This window comes from Pontibacter pamirensis (assembly GCF_010015475.1).
GTDB lineage: Bacteria > Bacteroidota > Bacteroidia > Cytophagales > Hymenobacteraceae > Pontibacter > Pontibacter pamirensis.
The window spans coordinates 18,210-34,566 of the sequence record NZ_SSNI01000043.1; the positions used below are offsets into that span (position 1 = coordinate 18,210).

The window sequence follows — 16,357 nt, forward strand, 5'->3', positions numbered from 1 at the left end:
CTAGGCCAGCGGTAACGAGATAAAGAACGTGGTGCCTTTTCCCTCTTCTGATGCAAACCAAATACGGCCTCCTGCGTTTTCGATACCCCGTTTGGCTACGGCCAGCCCTATACCAGAACCTGTATACTTCGTGCTGAAGTTAGGTATAAACACTTTACTGCGGACATCCTCCGGTATGCCACTGCCATTGTCACGAATAGAAATCAGCACCTCCTTGTCATCCTGCTTCGCTAACTTCACCTCAATGTGTGGCTTACGGGTGGCCGGAACGGCCTGTATAGCATTTAGCAGTAAGTTGTTAAAGGTGCGCACCATCAGGCTTTCATCGGCCTTCACAATCACCTCCTCATCCGGTATACATTTCTTAAGCACTGCGGTAGCCGGATCACTGTGCAGGTCGGCGGCTTTGTGCAGAGCGGCGGCAACATCCATTGGCTCCGCCTTTGGCTCCGGCATGTTTGTAAAGCTGGAGAACGAAGTGGCAATATCGCTGAGAATGTTGATTTGCGTTATCAGCGTATGCGATATCTTTTCAATCATCTGCTCCGTGTTCGGGCGCTTTTCAGCTATTGCTTTCTGCAGATACTGCAGCGAAAGTTTCATTGGCGTGAGCGGGTTCTTTATTTCGTGAGCCACCTGCCGGGCCATTTCGCGCCAGGCCGCTTCTTTCTCCTGCACCGCCAGGTCCTGCTTGTTCTGCTCCAGGGTGAGCAGCATCCGGTTATACTCATTCACCAGCATGCCAATTTCATCCGCGCCTTCGTAGGCCAGCATTTGATTTTTACCAGTTAAGGATGTTCGCTTCAATTTATCGGCCAGCATGCGCAGGGGTACCGTCAGTGTTCGAGATGCAAAGAATGTCAACACCATAAACGTAATGAACATTACTGTAAAAATGTTCATTGTGGTCGTAATCAACTCAATAAGTTTCAGGTCGAGCTCATTTTCCGAGTCAAAAAACGGAATACCGATAAAGCCCGCTAGTTCCCCAGGGTCGTTTTCATCCTGCAGCGGCAGGTATACTACATTAAAGGAGAGGCTGGCAGTTTGCTCCTCCAGCAGCACCCGAAGGGCCTGTCGCTCTGAAATGGCGGCAAAAGCTTTTGGATTAACCAGCTTCGACAACAACCCGGCCTCAAAAATCAACGGCTGGCTTGTTACAAGCAGTTTGCCATTGCGGTTATAGAGGTTGATATCTGTTTTGGAAATAGCTGCAATCTCTGTTATTAAACCCTCTAATCTGCGCCTGTTCTGCAGCATCCTGTCGCTCAGCTGCCGCGATAATGCTTCCTGCACGGCTTCTCCCCGCTGTTCGTACGTTTCCATTAAATCCTTTTTGTAGGAGGCCGTAACCAGACCTGCCGTAGCGACACTTACCATCAGCAAAGGCAACAGAATACCGAAGTTGAGGAATATCTGAATTTTGGTGCTGAAATTGGGGCTGAACTCCTGCAAACTGTGGCGATGCAGCAAAAGGTAAACCAGCCCTCCCAGTACCAGCCCCGCCACAAATACCAGAAACAGGAAGGAGAAATTAGATAGAATCTCCTGCGCGCCATACTGCTCTGTGGAAATAACAAGCATCTGCCCGTTAGCACTACGCACCCCAAAGTGATGGAAGTCGTTCTGATTGGCACCCTGCCTGTAAAGCTCCTGCCGCCGCAGCAGGCGCCGATCGAAGTTGGTGGCGTAGTCGTAATCGCCCTCACTGTAGAGAAGTTTGCTGTCGCTGTAAAAGGCATAGCTCAGCATGTCGCGCCGGAACGGCTGCGTGTACCTCTGATCAACCAGTAGCTTTGGCACCAGGCTGTTCGGCTGTAGCTTTTTTAAGGTTAACTGCAGCGCAATGGTACCTACATGATAATTCTGAATAGGCACTTTTATCAGCTTGAGGTAGACACGGGCATCGGAGCGGGTAGGCTCTTTTAGCAGAAACAGGTCCTCATGCTCTGTCTGCGATTGAGGAGTATCAAAACGCGCCCGAAGATCCAGCAGGTTTGTGGCCGCTGTATCGGCACTCTCCAGCGCGTTCCCCTGGCTATCGAACAGCATCACCGAAACCTCATACTTATTAAAGTGGCTCGGCAGGTACTGCTTTGTAATTTTCCGCTTGATAAAAGGGGCATCCACATAAGGGCTGATCAGTTGCATCTGAATCATTTCATCAGAGGCGATCCTGCCCGACACCTCTTCGACCAGCAAATACTCCCCCAGCACATCATTGTCCTGCAGCATGTTATAAGCAAATTCCTGTTTGTACAGTTTCAGCTCGCTGTGATAGTGGGTATAGAGTGCCAGAGCACCTGTAAAGGCACTCACGATAAGCACTAAGAAAAAGAAGAGGTAGGTACGGTAGGCCAGGCTCACAGCATTGCGGTGTTGCGCGGCCAGAATTATAATCAACCAGAATAAGAAGCCTACCAGAATAACGATAGAGAGATTCTGGAAAAACAGGCTAGTGAGCAGCAGTAAAGTAGCGCCTACTCCTCCAAGCATTTTATATGCCCACAGCCCCCTATCCTTATGCAGCAGCACCGACACCACCGTGGCCAGCATATAGGTGAACAGGCATAAAGCAACTGTCTGCAGCAGCATGATGCCGAACAGCACCATTTTATACTTTGTCAGCTCCAGTGAGCGGCTGATGTCCAGCGTAAGTGGGGTATTGTGGTATATGTTAAAGTAAAACTGAAAAAGCAGCAGCAACAGCAGGTAAAAAATAACCATACAACAGACTTGCAGCACCCGTGCCTGCTTTCGGTGCATAACATGAAGCTGAGCTACTACGCTGTTGCGGACAAACAAGTATAAACCAGAACCGGCAACAGTGACCAGCAGCAGCATGTTCAGCGCCAGGTCGCCTATGGAGGGAGACCAGAAGGAGGCTGCATATAGCTTTGGGTCGAAAAGTTTTATCTCAGAAATGGCGTAAGGCAGGTCCAGCAGCAACAGCACCAGACGAAAAATCGCCAGCAGCAGAAGAAAAAGCAATATACCTTTGCTGTACTGTTGTCGCCTGATATAATGCTTTGCAGCCGTTACACTAAACAGGAGAAAAAAGATTCCACCAGCTGCCAGCAAAATAAGCTCGAGCGTGTCGAAGGGTGTTTTTTCAGTTTCCTGCCCGAAGTCCACGGCAAACAGGAAGTTGCCACTCCTGCTATATACTTTAGGAAGATCTGCCGCCGGGTCCCACACTAAATTTCCGCTTAACGTATTAAAAGCTCCTTTCTCCAGTTCAGGGCTTAAGTGGGCACTACCAAGCTGGTTACTTAACTGCAGCGGAATGTATACCTCAATATCGAAATCATAAGCCTGATGTGGTACGACAATAAAACTGCCATACTGATTTCTAACGGTCATGAGCCGGTTTGCAGGAGAAGGAAAATCAAGTTCGGGTGCTATCGCGTGGTTTGACCAGAAAACAAGTCTGTCTCCCCGGTACACAAAGACAGGATAATCTGCTGCGCGCAGCAAAGAAGTGAATGAAACGTTACTTTTGCCTAATTGATGGCCAATGGACTCAGCATTTTGATGTGCTTTGTCTATATCCTGCTGAACACGCGCTGCAATGGCAGCTATCTCGCTGCTGTGGTCTGTAGCAGGCGCGGCAAAAAGTATATTCAGATGTAATGCGACAGCTGCTAAGAAGCACAGCAGTGATATAGTAAAAAAAACTAAAGGGGTATAATTCCGATTCAAAACAGCGTAGTTTATCTACGAATTTAAGCAAAACGCAGGATAACGCCTATAGATTCAAAAACCGTGCTAGCGTTTGCTGTAATTGAGCCTGTGTTTGATTCCGGAAAAGACATAAAGCATCAGGATACGGACGTACCTGAAAAAAATCATGGTAAACAAAACAATGATAGCCGCTACTACAGTGAGGTGCACCCACATGAATGGGTTGTTTGCCAGGTAGAACAGCATCACGCCTAAAGCCAGCACAGTGCCTGCAGAAAACCATAGCTGATGTACACGGCTCCCCAAACAATCCCCATTCTACTTCATACTATAAACCACATACAAAGCAGGTGGTAAGCATCCGGTTAAACTTCCGAAAATTTGGAAACAATTGAGTAAAATCCTCTCCCTCCCTGCACCGGGAATACCGGCAGGCAAGAATGCTCCTGCCCTGGAGGGTTAGCTTACGCTTTTTTGCGGCTATTTTTATACCATAAGAAGCCAACCGTGCCAATCAGCAGGTAAGGTATCACCATCAGGTAAAGTATACCTGTGTTAAGCCCGGAACCAACTTCTGACTCTGGTTCATGGTTATGCCCTTTTCCGGTGCCCACATTAGACTCCACGGAGGCACGGCACATGGCACATTGGCTATAAGCATCAGTGCCAGCAAAAGCCAGCATCATGCTCATCACTACAGCAGCAACTATTTTATTTATCTTCAGTCTCATCTTATTGAAAACAGTTAAGGGTACTGAGAAGTTTAACTATAATACGGCGATATCAGCAGATAGACTAATACGCCTGTCACGGCAACGTACAGCCATATCGGGAATGTCCAGCGGGATATGCGGCGGTGACGGACCAGTTGGTTTGAGATACCGAAATAAACCGACAGCAGCACCAGCGGCACAATTACAACGGCCAGCACAATGTGCGTCAGGAGTATGAAATAATAGATATACTTTAAAGCCCCCTCTCCGCCATAGGTCGTGCGCTCCCCCAGAAAATGGTACGTCACATACGACACCAGAAAAATGGCCGATAAGCTGAAAGCCGCCAACATGGCCGCTCTATGGCCCTTCACATTCTGCCGCTTCACATTATAGTAGCCTATCACCAGTGCAATAGCCGTCAAGGAATTCAGGATTGCATGAAAAGCAGGCAGATAGGATACATCTACCGAGCTAGTACCTTCTTTTGGCATAAAGAACAGCGCGGCCACCACAATGGGTATCAGTACAGACAGTACTGTAATGAGGGTCAGAAACTTCTTGTCTGCACCGCTCGTCAACCTGTTATTACTTTCTTTTACTGTATTCATCCAGCAACACGTTTATTTCTGTCTTCAACCGGTCTATTTCCTTTAAGTCTGTACCTTCGTATACACCCCTTATTTTTCCTTCTTTATCCACCAGCGTCAAATGGTTGCTGCTATTTGTGAGTTTCTGCTGTTCAACAGCACCAGGAAGGAAAAACCCCTCTTTTGCCAATCTGAAAATCTCCTGTTTGTCACCTGTTAAGAAGTACCATTTATCAGCCTCTGCACCATAACTAGCAGCATAATTTTGAAGCACCTCAACAGAATCATCTTCAGGATTAACTGTAATGGATACAATCTTAACTTCAGGTTTGTTCTCAAAAGTTTCCTGTATTCGCACCAATTGAGAAGATATTTTTCTGCAGGCCGGCGGGCAGTCAGTGGTAAAGAAATGGGTCACATAAACAGCTCCTTCAAGTTCTGCTTCTGTAAATATATTGCCCTCTTTGGAAAGGAGTGAAAAATCAGGAATCTCGTGGAAAACAGTATCGCCTTGTGCTGTGTATTGCACCTGCCCTGTGGTATCCAGCTGAGGGTAGTAAGTTGGCAGAGTGAAATGATGCTCTCCGAAAATAGCTATAAAGCCTAAAATAAGAATAGGCACTAATAGTAGGATTCCTAATATTAGTGCCTTTAAGTTACTCATATTGATTTTTTACTTTTTAGAAGTAGTTTGTAATGGACTCAAAGTAGTAACTACCTTCAGCAAGCAACGCCACCATGAGCCATACTATGAGCGCTAACGGAATCATAATAGTCCATATCAGCGCTTTTGTCTCGTGCTTCAGGTGCATGAATTCCGCTACGATATAGAAAGCTTTAAAAAGTGTCAGAATGATGAAGATAACGTTACGGGCAGTACCTGCTTCCATAAAGAAAGCGAATACGAACTCAAGCGCCGTGATTGCTACTAGGATGAAAAACGTTTTCCAAATACCTCTGGTCTGTGGCTCAGGAATATCACCAGTATGGTGCATGTCGTTGTCAGAATGATGTGCCATATGATTCAAGTTTCTTTAGTTCTACATTTAATTGCTCTTATATAATTATACTAAAGCAACCGCTGTAAGTTTTTTCCTTTTTAATTAGATAAGGTAGAAGAATGTGAACACGAATACCCACACCAGGTCCACAAAGTGCCAGTAAAGGCCTACTTTTTCCACCATCTCATAGTGCCCGCGCTTATGATATACACCATTTACTGTGTTGATAAAAATCATAATCAGCAGCACAACCCCTGAAAACACGTGTGTACCATGAAAACCTGTAATAAAGAAGAACAGATCGGCAAACAAGGGAGGCCCGTATTGGTTTACCGTCAGGTTAGCACCAAAAATACGTGAACCATCAGCTAAAAGCATACCTTCTTCATCACCTGTAATAAAGTGCGCCCACTCCCACGCCTGGCAACCTAAGAAAGTAGCACCAAACAGGATGGTCCACAGCAACCACTTCTGAACATCGTTTTTGTCCATTCTATGTCCTGCCTCTACCGCTAATACCATGGTTACGGAACTTAAAATGAGTATCATGGTCATTAAGGCCACGAAGGCAAGCGGAAGATCCATGCCATGCAAACCAGGGAACGCATTGTACACTTTTTCTGGTATCGGCCACCACTGTTGAGAGAAGGCAAAAGCCTCAGGCTCTCCGTTGTAAGGCAAGTGCGTGTGGCGGGATAAACCGTAGACAATGAGAAAAGCTCCAAAGGTGAACGCATCAGAGAGCAGGAAAAACCACATCATGAGTTTACCATAGCTCGCCTTCAAGGGCTCGTTACCACCGTCCCATGTACCTGAATTTGGTTTTTCCAGCGTAGTTGAAGTAGAAGACATAGTTTATTATTGAAAAACGTGTTTAGTGATTTACTCTTAAGAATATATACAAATATAGCCAAAGTCCTCCTAAAAAGTGCCAGTAGGTGGTGCACAATTGTATGCGGAGCATATTTTTAGAGTGCACTTTGTACTTTAAACTGCTGAAGAACGTGATAGCCACGAATATTAGCCCTGTAATCAGGTGAAATCCATGTACGCCTGTTAGCACATACAGAAACGAACCGGCAGGGTTACTTCCTGTTCCTCCAAAGTATATATTATTCTGCACCAGGTCAGCCCATCCATTCCACTGCCCTATCAGGAAAGCAATTCCTAAAATCAGGGTACCCAGTAACATGAACTTAAGCTGCTTCAGGTTGTTTTTCTTAGCTGCATTAAGTGCCATTTGCATGGTAATGCTGCTAAGCACGATGATGATTGTGTTTATAAGAAGTATGTTGGGCAGGTCAAATTCCAGCCAGTTTCCTTCTTCCCGTCTTACGATGTATGCGCTTGTAAAAGCTGCAAACATCATGATAATACTAATAATAATCAACCACAGGGAGAATTTTAATGGGTGCACCCTTGTCGTGGTGTTAGTTTTTTTTATCTGCTCGTTAGCCATGGCTACCCCTCTTATAACTTATCTAATACAAACGCTATCTGCACAATAGGCAGATACAGAAAAGACCCAAACATGATGCTCATGGCTGCCTTTTTAGAGCAGGTCCGCATCAGGTAAAATGTTTGGGCCAGAAACAGCACGCCACACACCACCGCTATCATCGCTGATGTAACACCTGTCATACCGAACTGCAAAGGCAGCAGGCTTAACGGGATCAGCATCAGGGTATATATCATGATTTGTATGGCTGTTTTGAGGTTCTTGCCTCCTTCCATAGGAAGCATCTTGAACCCAGCCTTCTTGTAGTCGTCGTCCAGCACCCAGGCTATTGCCCAGAAATGCGGAAACTGCCAAATAAACTGAATACCGAAAAGTATCCATGCCTCGGCACTTAAAACACCTGTAGCCGCTACCCAACCAATAAGTGGTGGCATGCCTCCCGGTATAGCACCTACAAACACACATATAGGGCTGACACGCTTCAGGGGTGTATACACAAAACCGTAAAGGACAAGAGACAGTAGCGAAAGCGCTGCTGCCAGCCAGTTAAAATAGAAACCAAGGAGGGTTAAGCCCGCAACACCAAGCAACACACAGAAAATAATAGCCTCTGTTACCGACACCTCTCCTGTTGGCAAGGGTCTTTTGGCTGTTCGCTTCATGTGCTTATCCAGGTCCTTCTCAATTACCTGATTAATAATGTTGGCAGATCCTGTTACCAGCAAACCTCCTAACATAACCAGGGCGATACTAAGGTAATGCGCTCCTGGGTAACCTAATATAAAACCAATAGCACTGGAAAAAGCCACAGTAAAGCTTAATCTGAACTTCAAGAGTTTAAAATACGCTTTTGCTTTTTGTGCCATAGACGACGCAGGCAGTAACGACGAAGTTTGCTGAACTAACATTATCGATGAACTACTACTGACTTTTTTATAGCCTCACGAGAGGCATAATGATAAACTATCAATAACTGAAACTGCAGGCCAAACAGCAAGGCAGCAAAGGTTAAGTGCAGCGGTTGTAGCACCGGCGGTATAGCAAAATAAGTCAAACCTATCCCAAGCACTATTTCTAAAGCCACTATTGCCAGCATAAAGTGAGTCATTTTAGTAATGGCTCTGTCTTTTAGACCGTAAAGCAGGAATGCAACGTATAGGTGCAGGGCCAGCACCAGAATAGAAAAGGATCGGTGTATATAAAAATTAATTCCAAGCTCTTCAACCCATTGCTCCCTGTTTGCATCCCCTAACACAGACGCTACAATGTCTATTTCTTCCCGTACCTGTGTGCCCAGTAGTATCTGCCCGAAGGTAATCAAACCCAGCAACCACAAAAGCCCGTTTATCTTTGGAGAATAGACAAAGTGACTGTCAAAATCATCTTTTTGCGCCCGCGCAACAGCATATTGCAACATCGCTACCAACACCAGGGCCAGTGCCATGTGTACTGTTACTGTAATTGGCAATAGGTTAGTAGAGACAACAATAGAACCTAACCAACCCTGCACCCCCACCAGCACAAAACTTCCAAGCGCTAAATAAAAAACTGCTTTGTCACGCTTGAGGTAGGGTACAGCATACACAACTGTTAGAAAAATAAAAATACCTATCAGTACACCTACTAAGCGATTCACGTACTCGATCCAGGTCTTGGTTGCATTGAACTCTGTTTCGATGTACTGACTTGGGTGGGAGAAGATAGAGGCGGCCATTTGTTCGAAACCAAGTTGGTCTAAACTAGCAGCTAACTTCTCGTTTTTCTCTATTCGCTTCTGTTTGTATACCTCCAGGTAATCTTCTGGTAATTGGCTGACATCAGTCGGAGGAACCCAACTGCCGAAACACTTCGGCCAGTCTGGGCAACCCATTCCGGAACCTGTGCTTCGAACGATTCCTCCGACTAATATCAGGAAGTAGACAGCAAAGACTGTTACTAAGCCAATATTTCTAAATCTTGTACTGTAAAATGACTTTTTAGCCATTAATAAATTTATTCAAAATCTCGCTCCTGCGGCAGGTTTGATGACTGCGTTTGAGAGAAAGGTATGTTTTGAGGAATATAGTCTTCAACAGAACCCGGCTTGCTATAGTCGTAAGGCCATCTGTAAACAGCAGGAATCTCTCCTGGCCAGTTACCATGCCCTGGCAACACTGGTGTTGTCCACTCCAGCGTATTAGAGTGCCATGGGTTAGAAGTAGACTTACGTCCACGGAAAATGCTGTACACAAAGTTGAACAGGAAGATGAACTGTGCAGTAAATCCAAGTATGGCAGAGATACTGATAAACGTGTTCATATCCGAGAAGCCATTGAAAACTTCGAAACCTGTCCAGGCGTAATATCTTCTTGGGAAGCCGGCGATACCAATGTAGTGCATCGGCATGAACACCAGGTAAACAGATACAAATGTTAACCAGAAGTGAACGTAGCCAAGCTTCTCATCCATCAGGCGACCAAACATCTTAGGGAACCAATGGTAAACACCTGCAAACATACCAAAGAAGGCAGCTGCACCCATTACCAGGTGGAAGTGAGCCACTACGAAGTAAGTATCGTGCAACTGAATATCCAGAGCAGAGTTACCAAGAATAATACCTGTCAGACCTCCTGAAATAAACAGAGACACAAAGCCGATAGCAAACATCATGGCTGTTGTAAAGCGAATGTTACCTCGCCAGAGCGTTGCCAGCCAGTTAAACACTTTTACAGCTGAAGGTACTGCAATAATAAGCGTCAGGAACATGAAGACTGAACCCAGGAAAGGGTTCATACCCGTTACAAACATATGGTGCGCCCATACCACAAATGATAAGAGGGAGATACCAATTAGGGAGCCAATCATCGCTCTGTAACCGAAAATTGGCTTGCGTGCGTTTGTCGTAATAACTTCTGACACGATACCAAAAGCCGGCATAATTACAATGTATACCTCCGGGTGACCCAAGAACCAGAACAAGTGCTGGAAAAGAATTGGGCTACCACCTGTGTTCGAAAGTGCCTCACCTGCGATGTAGATATCAGACAGGAAAAAGCTTGTTCCGAAGCTTCTGTCAAATATTAAAAGAAGTGCAGCTGAGAAAAGAACTGGAAAGGCTAGCACCCCTAAAATAGCTGTAAGGAAGAAGGCCCAGATAGTAAGGGGAAGCTTAGTCATAGACATCCCTTTTGTCCTAAGGTTAATGACAGTTGTGATGTAGTTGATACCGCCTAACAACTGCGACACAATGAAAAGTGCCATGCTAATCAACCAGAAGGTCATCCCGCTCATAGAGCCTAACATGGCCTGTGGCAAAGCGCTCAATGGAGGATAAACCGTCCACCCACCGGAAGCTGGGCCTGTCTCCAGGAACAGCGAAATGAAAAGGATAACACTCGCAAGGAAAAATATCCAGTACGACAGCATGTTCATGAAACCAGATGCCATGTCGCGGGCGCCTACCTGCAGTGGAATCAGGAAGTTACTGAAGGTACCACTCAATCCTGCTGTTAATACAAAGAACACCATGATGGTACCATGCATGGTTACTAAAGCCAGGTAGAACTCCGGATTCAGCTTACCATTTTCAACCCAACCGCCCAGGATTGGCTCCAGGAAAGTGAAGGTAGCTTCCGGCCAGCCAAGCTGTAATCGAAAGAGAATCGATAGGAAACCACCTATAAAAGCCCAGAAAATACCTGAAAAAAGGTACTGCTTGGCAATTATTTTATGGTCCTGGCTAAAGATATACTTCTCAAAGAAGTTTTGGTCAAGATGGTGATCATGCTCCTCATGCGCATGATCGATATCGTGGTTGATTGAAATATCTGTACTCGACATAGTCAAAAGTATTTAAATGCTACAACTCTGTTTTTACTTCTTCTGCTTTCTCTTCAGTTTTGCTCCCGAGCACAATTTGTTTGGGCGACTCTGTCTGGAACTTAACCAACAGGTCTGGGTTCTGCTCAATGAAAGGTTTGTTTGCTGGCAGAGCTAACCACTCTTCATATTCCTCCTCCTCATCTACTACAAGTACAAAGCGCATGGCAAAGTGGCCACGTCCGCAAACTTCTGTACAGGCAAGTTCATAATTAAAATCAGGGTTACCCGTTTCATTCCGCATTTCTTGGGTGCTCTTGGTAGGCACAAACCAGAACTTAGTAGGCATACCAGGCACTGCATCCATCTTCACGCGGAAGTGAGGCAGGAACACACTGTGAATTACGTCTCTTGATCGGATTTTCAACAGCACTGGCTTGCCCTTCGGCACGTGAATTTCACGTGGAATAAAGTCGTCCAGTGCGTTTCTGTCTGAGAAATCAATACCAAATTCATTTGTCGCAGTAATCAGCGTAGTTTTTGCCACACCTAATTCGCCATCAGGGCCCGGGTAACGCACCATCCAGTTAAACTGTTTCCCCATCACTTCCACCACAACAGACTCTTCAGGGGCAGCACTGGTAATCTTGGTCCAGGTTTTCCAGCCTCCGAATACAAGCAGCGCCATCACGATAGCAGGAATCATGGTCCAGATAATCTCGATTTTGTTGTTATGCGGGTAGTAATAAGCACGTTTGTTATCCTGGTGCTGATACTTATAAGAGTAGATGAACAGCAGAATCTGCGTAAGGACAAACACGATACCGATGACAATCATGGTTGTCCAGAACAGGCTGTCCGTCCAGTCTCCATGCACAGAGGCAAGCGGTAGAATCATATCATCCCATGAATCGATGAAAGACCAGGCAAAAGCGGCTCCCCCACCAAAAAGGAAAAGCAGGAGCAACGCACCGTTCACACGGTTACTGGTTTTAGTAGTACCTGCAGCTCGTTCCGATGAACCTCTGAAAATAGAGGCCAGCGTCCCTATCCTGAAAAGGAGAAACAGGATGACTAATAAAAGAACTATGGATAAAACTATGGCGATTGTAATCATTATAGAACGCTTTTAGTATAATCTCTTCTAAACATGATGATGAACACTCTCCTCCACAAACGGATGGTTCAAAGGAACCAGAGAAGCCTTCGTTAACCCTTTTGTAAATGCCAGCAGGAAAACCCCCAGGAAAACCAGTGCTGTACCTATTTCAATGAAACCGATACCTGCTCCTTCACGCATTGTTCCTGGCATCATCATCAGGTAAAAATCAAGCCAATGACCAACAAGAATGGCGATAGTAACTAGTTTCAACATGATCATCTGGCGCTTCGCATCTCTCGTCATGAGAACAAGGAAGGGGAACACAAAGTTTATAATTAAGTTGGTAAAAAAGATCCATTTGTAGTGACCTCCGTTACCGCCTAATCTTTCAAGATAGTAGATAGATTCTTCCGGAATATTCGCATACCAAATCAGCATGAACTGCGAAAACCAGATGTATGTCCAGAAGATAGAGAAAGCGAATACAAACTTACCTAAATCGTGCAGGTGATTAGAATTAACCATTCTCAGGTATCCATTCTGTTTCAAAATAATGACAGTGAGCGTGATGGCTGCAAGACCGGACACCCACCAGCTGGCGAATACATACCAGCCGAACATGGTAGAGAACCAGTGTGTGTCGATTGACAATACCCAGTCCCAGGCTGATGTAGAAGAAGTGATACCAAATACCACCAGGAACATGGCCGAGATGCGGATGCTCTTGTGGTAATAAGAAGTGCCACCGTACAGGTCTTCATTAACTGATTCTCTTCTCAACCACATGAAAAAGAAAATCCAAAGGGCGAAGTAAACCACCATGCGAATCAGGAAAAACGCGGTATTCAGGTATCCTGACTTACCCGCAATGATTGGGTCATAACGCGGGTCATTTATATCGTATAGGTATTCGTGTGTCCAATGGAAAATATCATGGGAGCCGAAAAGATAAATAAGCAGCATCAACACCCCTCCGATAGGAAGGTAATAGCTGAGTGCTTCCGGAATACGCTTGATGAGTACAGACCATCCCGCATAGGCCACATATTGTACCGCAACGAAAAATGTTCCTATTAATGCGATGCCTGTGAAGTAAACATTGTTCATCCACAGGTTGATAAACAAACGCTTTGTCCAGGAAACTGCTTCATGCCCACCTGCAGCAGCGGCCTCATGACCTGCTTCTGCACCATGCTCAGCTCCTCCGCCTGCAGCACCAAAGATGATACCTGCTATAAGTAAAACTATACCTACAGCTATCATTATGAAAAACTTGTTATTTGTTTTCCTGCTAATGATGAGTCTTTCTTCTGTCATTATCTAAAATATTATGCCTAAGACTTAGTTTTGAGGAGTTTAATTAGCCGGGATATCTTCAGTTGTCCCGGTTACCGGATCATCTGTGATAGCCTCGCCACCAGCTTCATTTTCTGCTTCTTCGCCTGTGGTAACTGTAGCTCCTTCTCCTTGCTGTAACTGCTGCACATACATTACCACTTGCCAGCGCTCTGTCGGGTTCAGCTGTGATCCGTATGGCATCATACGTCCTCTACCCTCTGCTATAACGTGGTAGATATGTCCCTCAGGAAGCTCAGCTACTCTACCAGCTTGGAAAGAAGGAACACCTTTGTACTTCACCCCTACCAATCCCTGGCCATCGCCTTGCTCTCCATGACATGGGGAACAGAAACGAGAGTATAATACTTTCCCTCTTGCCAGGTGCTCTTCAGGAGCTATTAATCTATCCTGCTGCACAAGAAGCGGGTTTGTCAGTTCTACACCCGCTACCTCAGCAGTGTCTGCTGACAGGTATAAGTTGTAGCCCTGCTTACCACGTGGTACTGTTCCTTTCGCCGGCTCCCGCATGTTCATACCACCCGGGTTAAACTTATTTTCCTTGATTTGAGAATAAGGTTCCAGGGGAACTGAATGATACATATCCGGTGCATACTCCAAACCTGGATTCTGCTCATCGCTGCAGGCAAACAGTATTGCAGACGAGAAAAGTACAGCAGAGGCTTTGAGACCTATATTTGTAAATCTTTTCATTATTTTACTACCTCCTTCTCATTAACTTCCACTGCGCCATTTGTGCGAAGTAGCTTGTTTAAAGCTGAAAGATCAGTTTCACCATCCTTTACTTCGATAGCCATCACAAACTTATCGTCTGTAGAACGCTTGTCGAATACATTCACCCGCAAAGAGGGTTTCAGCCTGCTCACTATAAAGAAAGTTATCACCATCCCGAATGCAGCAAACAGTACTGTTAGCTCAAACGTTACTGGAATAAACGCCGGAAGTGCAATATGTGGCTTACCACCGATAATCATTGGCCAGTCAAATCCAAGCATCCAGATCTGCATCCAAAGTGCAAACGATGTTCCTGTTATACCGCAGAAAAAAGCTACAATAGGTAATCTTGAACGCTTTATGCCCAGTACATCATCAATGCCGTGGACAGGATAAGGAGAAAATACATCGTATATATTAGTACCCGCAGCCCTGATATTCTCGATGGCGTGCAGCAGCACATCCTCATCATCATATATACCTAGAACAAATTTCTTATTCATGTCTGTGATCTGTGTTAGTGTTCAAACCCTTATCAGTAGCATGCATGGTTTTTGCATGCGTATGTGTCACCTCTGAAGATGACTTCAAGATAGCCTTCACTTCTGCCATGTTCACCACTGGGAAAAACTTGCAGAACAGCAGGAACAGGGTGAAGAACAAACCGATGGTTCCTACATAGATTCCCACGTCAATAATAGTCGGAGAGAACATCGCCCATGAAGAAGGCAGGTAATCTCTGTGCAGCGAGGTTACAATAATCACGAATCGCTCGAACCACATACCGATGTTCACAAAAATGGAGATGATGAAAGTCAGGACAAGGCTTCTTCTGATTCTTCTGAACCAGAAAAGCTGCGGTGTGATTACGTTACACGTCATCATGGACCAGTATGCCCACCAGTAAGGACCTGTTGCACGGTTAATAAAGGCGTACTGCTCATACTCCACCCCTGAGTACCAGGCAATAAAGAACTCTGTTGTATAAGCGACACCCACAATAGAACCTGTCAGGATAATTACCTTGTTCATCGACTCCACGTGCTCCAGGGTAATGTAATCTTCTAAGTGGAACAGCTTGCGCGTGATAATCATCAGGGTCAGTACCATCGCGAATCCGGAGAAAATCGCACCAGCCACGAAGTATGGAGGGAAGATGGTAGTGTGCCAGCCCGGTATAACTGACGTTGCAAAGTCCATGGATACGATGGTGTGTACTGAAAGTACCAGTGGCGTTGCAAGACCTGCCAGAATCAGAGATACTGTCTCGTAACGTGACCAGGCTTTCGCGGAACCCGTCCATCCCATAGACAGCACAGCATAGGCTCTTCTCGCGATTGGCCCTGTAGCACGGTCACGGATGGTAGCAAAGTCCGGTATAAGACCGATGTACCAGAAAACCAGTGATACAGAGAAGTAAGTTGAAATCGCGAATACGTCCCAGAGAAGCGGTGAGTTAAAGTTTACCCAAAGCGAACCAAACGTATTTGGAAAAGGGAGCACCCAATACGCCAGCCAGGGACGGCCCATGTGCAGTACCGGGAACATGGCGGCACAGATTACGGCGAAAATCGTCATCGCCTCTGCTGCGCGGTTAATGGAGGTTCTCCATTTCTGACGGAACAGCAAAAGGATAGCGGAGATAAGCGTACCCGCGTGGCCGATACCTACCCACCATACGAAGTTGGTGATATCCCAGGCCCATCCTACAGTTCTATTCAGACCCCATTCACCAATACCGAACCAAAGCGTCCGGTAAACTGAATATATAAATATGGCTAAACCTACCAGAGAAAGAGCAAGGCCAGCGGCCCAACGAGGGTTGGGTCCCGCCTCCACTTGTCTGCAGACATCTTCAGTGATGTCGTGGTATGTTTTGCCCCCCGTTACTAGAGGCTCTCTTATCGGAGATACATGCTGCATAACGCTCTCGATTTATT

The 16,357-nt window shown here is 45.7% G+C and carries 16 protein-coding genes; 1 reads left to right on the forward strand and 15 read right to left on the reverse strand.

Annotated features, from left to right (window positions below; translation table 11 throughout):
- Positions 1 to 3,702 (reverse strand): sensor histidine kinase, encoded by a 3,702-nt coding sequence (locus E1919_RS22850; protein ID WP_237144805.1) that lies wholly within the window; start codon positions 3,700 to 3,702, stop codon positions 1 to 3.
- A gap of 63 nt (positions 3,703 to 3,765) precedes the next feature.
- Here E1919_RS22850 and E1919_RS22855 point away from each other — a divergent pair, with 63 nt between their 5' ends.
- The gene (locus tag E1919_RS22855) at positions 3,766 to 3,939 is read left to right on the forward strand and encodes a hypothetical protein (RefSeq protein ID WP_162055730.1); all 174 of its coding nucleotides are present in this window, start codon (positions 3,766 to 3,768) and stop codon (positions 3,937 to 3,939) included.
- A gap of 209 nt (positions 3,940 to 4,148) precedes the next feature.
- Here the strand turns inward: E1919_RS22855 and E1919_RS22860 are convergent, their stop codons facing one another.
- From E1919_RS22860 to nrfD, 14 genes are all read right to left on the reverse strand, one after another.
- Positions 4,149 to 4,415: a hypothetical protein gene (locus E1919_RS22860; RefSeq protein ID WP_162055731.1), complete on the reverse strand. Its 267-nt coding sequence runs from the start codon at positions 4,413 to 4,415 to the stop codon at positions 4,149 to 4,151.
- Between the two features lie 32 nt (positions 4,416 to 4,447).
- On the reverse strand, positions 4,448 to 5,008 hold the full coding sequence (locus E1919_RS22865; protein ID WP_162055732.1) for a DUF420 domain-containing protein: 561 nt from the start codon (positions 5,006 to 5,008) through the stop codon (positions 4,448 to 4,450).
- The gene (locus tag E1919_RS22870; RefSeq protein ID WP_162055733.1) at positions 4,986 to 5,651 is read right to left on the reverse strand and encodes an SCO family protein; all 666 of its coding nucleotides are present in this window, start codon (positions 5,649 to 5,651) and stop codon (positions 4,986 to 4,988) included. The genes E1919_RS22865 and E1919_RS22870 overlap by 23 nt, the downstream gene beginning before the upstream one ends.
- Positions 5,652 to 5,667: 16 nt before the next feature.
- Positions 5,668 to 6,006, reverse strand: a complete 339-nt coding sequence (locus tag E1919_RS22875; protein WP_162055734.1) for a cytochrome C oxidase subunit IV family protein — start codon at positions 6,004 to 6,006, stop codon at positions 5,668 to 5,670.
- 84 nt (positions 6,007 to 6,090) lie between these two features.
- The gene (locus E1919_RS22880) at positions 6,091 to 6,840 is read right to left on the reverse strand and encodes a cytochrome c oxidase subunit 3 (RefSeq protein WP_162055735.1); all 750 of its coding nucleotides are present in this window, start codon (positions 6,838 to 6,840) and stop codon (positions 6,091 to 6,093) included.
- Between the two features lie 22 nt (positions 6,841 to 6,862).
- Positions 6,863 to 7,447: a cytochrome c oxidase subunit 3 gene (locus E1919_RS22885; RefSeq protein ID WP_162055736.1), complete on the reverse strand. Its 585-nt coding sequence runs from the start codon at positions 7,445 to 7,447 to the stop codon at positions 6,863 to 6,865.
- Between the two features lie 11 nt (positions 7,448 to 7,458).
- A complete protein-coding gene (gene cyoE / locus E1919_RS22890; RefSeq protein ID WP_162055737.1) occupies positions 7,459 to 8,355 on the reverse strand; it encodes a heme o synthase in 897 nt (298 codons plus the stop codon).
- Complete coding sequence (locus tag E1919_RS22895) at positions 8,355 to 9,431, reverse strand: COX15/CtaA family protein (RefSeq protein ID WP_162055738.1); 1,077 nt, start codon at positions 9,429 to 9,431, stop codon at positions 8,355 to 8,357. The genes cyoE and E1919_RS22895 overlap by 1 nt, the downstream gene beginning before the upstream one ends.
- Positions 9,432 to 9,439: 8 nt before the next feature.
- Positions 9,440 to 11,266 (reverse strand): cytochrome c oxidase subunit I, encoded by a 1,827-nt coding sequence (locus tag E1919_RS22900; RefSeq protein WP_162055739.1) that lies wholly within the window; start codon positions 11,264 to 11,266, stop codon positions 9,440 to 9,442.
- A 19-nt stretch (positions 11,267 to 11,285) separates the two neighbouring features.
- A complete protein-coding gene (locus E1919_RS22905; RefSeq protein ID WP_162055740.1) occupies positions 11,286 to 12,362 on the reverse strand; it encodes a cytochrome c oxidase subunit II in 1,077 nt (358 codons plus the stop codon).
- A 27-nt stretch (positions 12,363 to 12,389) separates the two neighbouring features.
- On the reverse strand, positions 12,390 to 13,664 hold the full coding sequence (locus E1919_RS22910) for a quinol:cytochrome C oxidoreductase (RefSeq protein ID WP_162055741.1): 1,275 nt from the start codon (positions 13,662 to 13,664) through the stop codon (positions 12,390 to 12,392).
- 39 nt (positions 13,665 to 13,703) lie between these two features.
- Entirely contained in the window at positions 13,704 to 14,396 is a 693-nt protein-coding gene (locus E1919_RS22915; protein WP_162055742.1) for a c-type cytochrome, read from the reverse strand.
- Positions 14,396 to 14,920: a DUF3341 domain-containing protein gene (locus tag E1919_RS22920; protein WP_162055743.1), complete on the reverse strand. Its 525-nt coding sequence runs from the start codon at positions 14,918 to 14,920 to the stop codon at positions 14,396 to 14,398. Before E1919_RS22920 ends, E1919_RS22915 begins: the two co-directional genes overlap by 1 nt.
- Entirely contained in the window at positions 14,913 to 16,340 is a 1,428-nt protein-coding gene (gene nrfD / locus E1919_RS22925) for an NrfD/PsrC family molybdoenzyme membrane anchor subunit (RefSeq protein WP_162055744.1), read from the reverse strand. The genes E1919_RS22920 and nrfD overlap by 8 nt, the downstream gene beginning before the upstream one ends.
- Positions 16,341 to 16,357 lie beyond the last annotated feature (17 nt).

Coding starts and splice junctions, on each gene's coding strand:
- nrfD (WP_162055744.1), bottom strand. CDS start 16,340: ATGCAGCATGTATCTCCGATAAGAGAGCCTCTAGTAACGGGGGGCAAA.
- E1919_RS22870 (WP_162055733.1), bottom strand. CDS start 5,651: ATGAGTAACTTAAAGGCACTAATATTAGGAATCCTACTATTAGTGCCT.
- E1919_RS22880 (WP_162055735.1), bottom strand. CDS start 6,840: ATGTCTTCTACTTCAACTACGCTGGAAAAACCAAATTCAGGTACATGG.
- E1919_RS22915 (WP_162055742.1), bottom strand. CDS start 14,396: ATGAAAAGATTTACAAATATAGGTCTCAAAGCCTCTGCTGTACTTTTC.
- E1919_RS22885 (WP_162055736.1), bottom strand. CDS start 7,447: ATGGCTAACGAGCAGATAAAAAAAACTAACACCACGACAAGGGTGCAC.
- E1919_RS22860 (WP_162055731.1), bottom strand. CDS start 4,415: ATGAGACTGAAGATAAATAAAATAGTTGCTGCTGTAGTGATGAGCATG.
- cyoE (WP_162055737.1), bottom strand. CDS start 8,355: ATGTTAGTTCAGCAAACTTCGTCGTTACTGCCTGCGTCGTCTATGGCA.
- E1919_RS22895 (WP_162055738.1), bottom strand. CDS start 9,431: ATGGCTAAAAAGTCATTTTACAGTACAAGATTTAGAAATATTGGCTTA.
- E1919_RS22875 (WP_162055734.1), bottom strand. CDS start 6,006: ATGGCACATCATTCTGACAACGACATGCACCATACTGGTGATATTCCT.
- E1919_RS22920 (WP_162055743.1), bottom strand. CDS start 14,920: ATGAATAAGAAATTTGTTCTAGGTATATATGATGATGAGGATGTGCTG.
- E1919_RS22910 (WP_162055741.1), bottom strand. CDS start 13,664: ATGACAGAAGAAAGACTCATCATTAGCAGGAAAACAAATAACAAGTTT.
- E1919_RS22905 (WP_162055740.1), bottom strand. CDS start 12,362: ATGATTACAATCGCCATAGTTTTATCCATAGTTCTTTTATTAGTCATC.
- E1919_RS22900 (WP_162055739.1), bottom strand. CDS start 11,266: ATGTCGAGTACAGATATTTCAATCAACCACGATATCGATCATGCGCAT.
- E1919_RS22865 (WP_162055732.1), bottom strand. CDS start 5,008: ATGAATACAGTAAAAGAAAGTAATAACAGGTTGACGAGCGGTGCAGAC.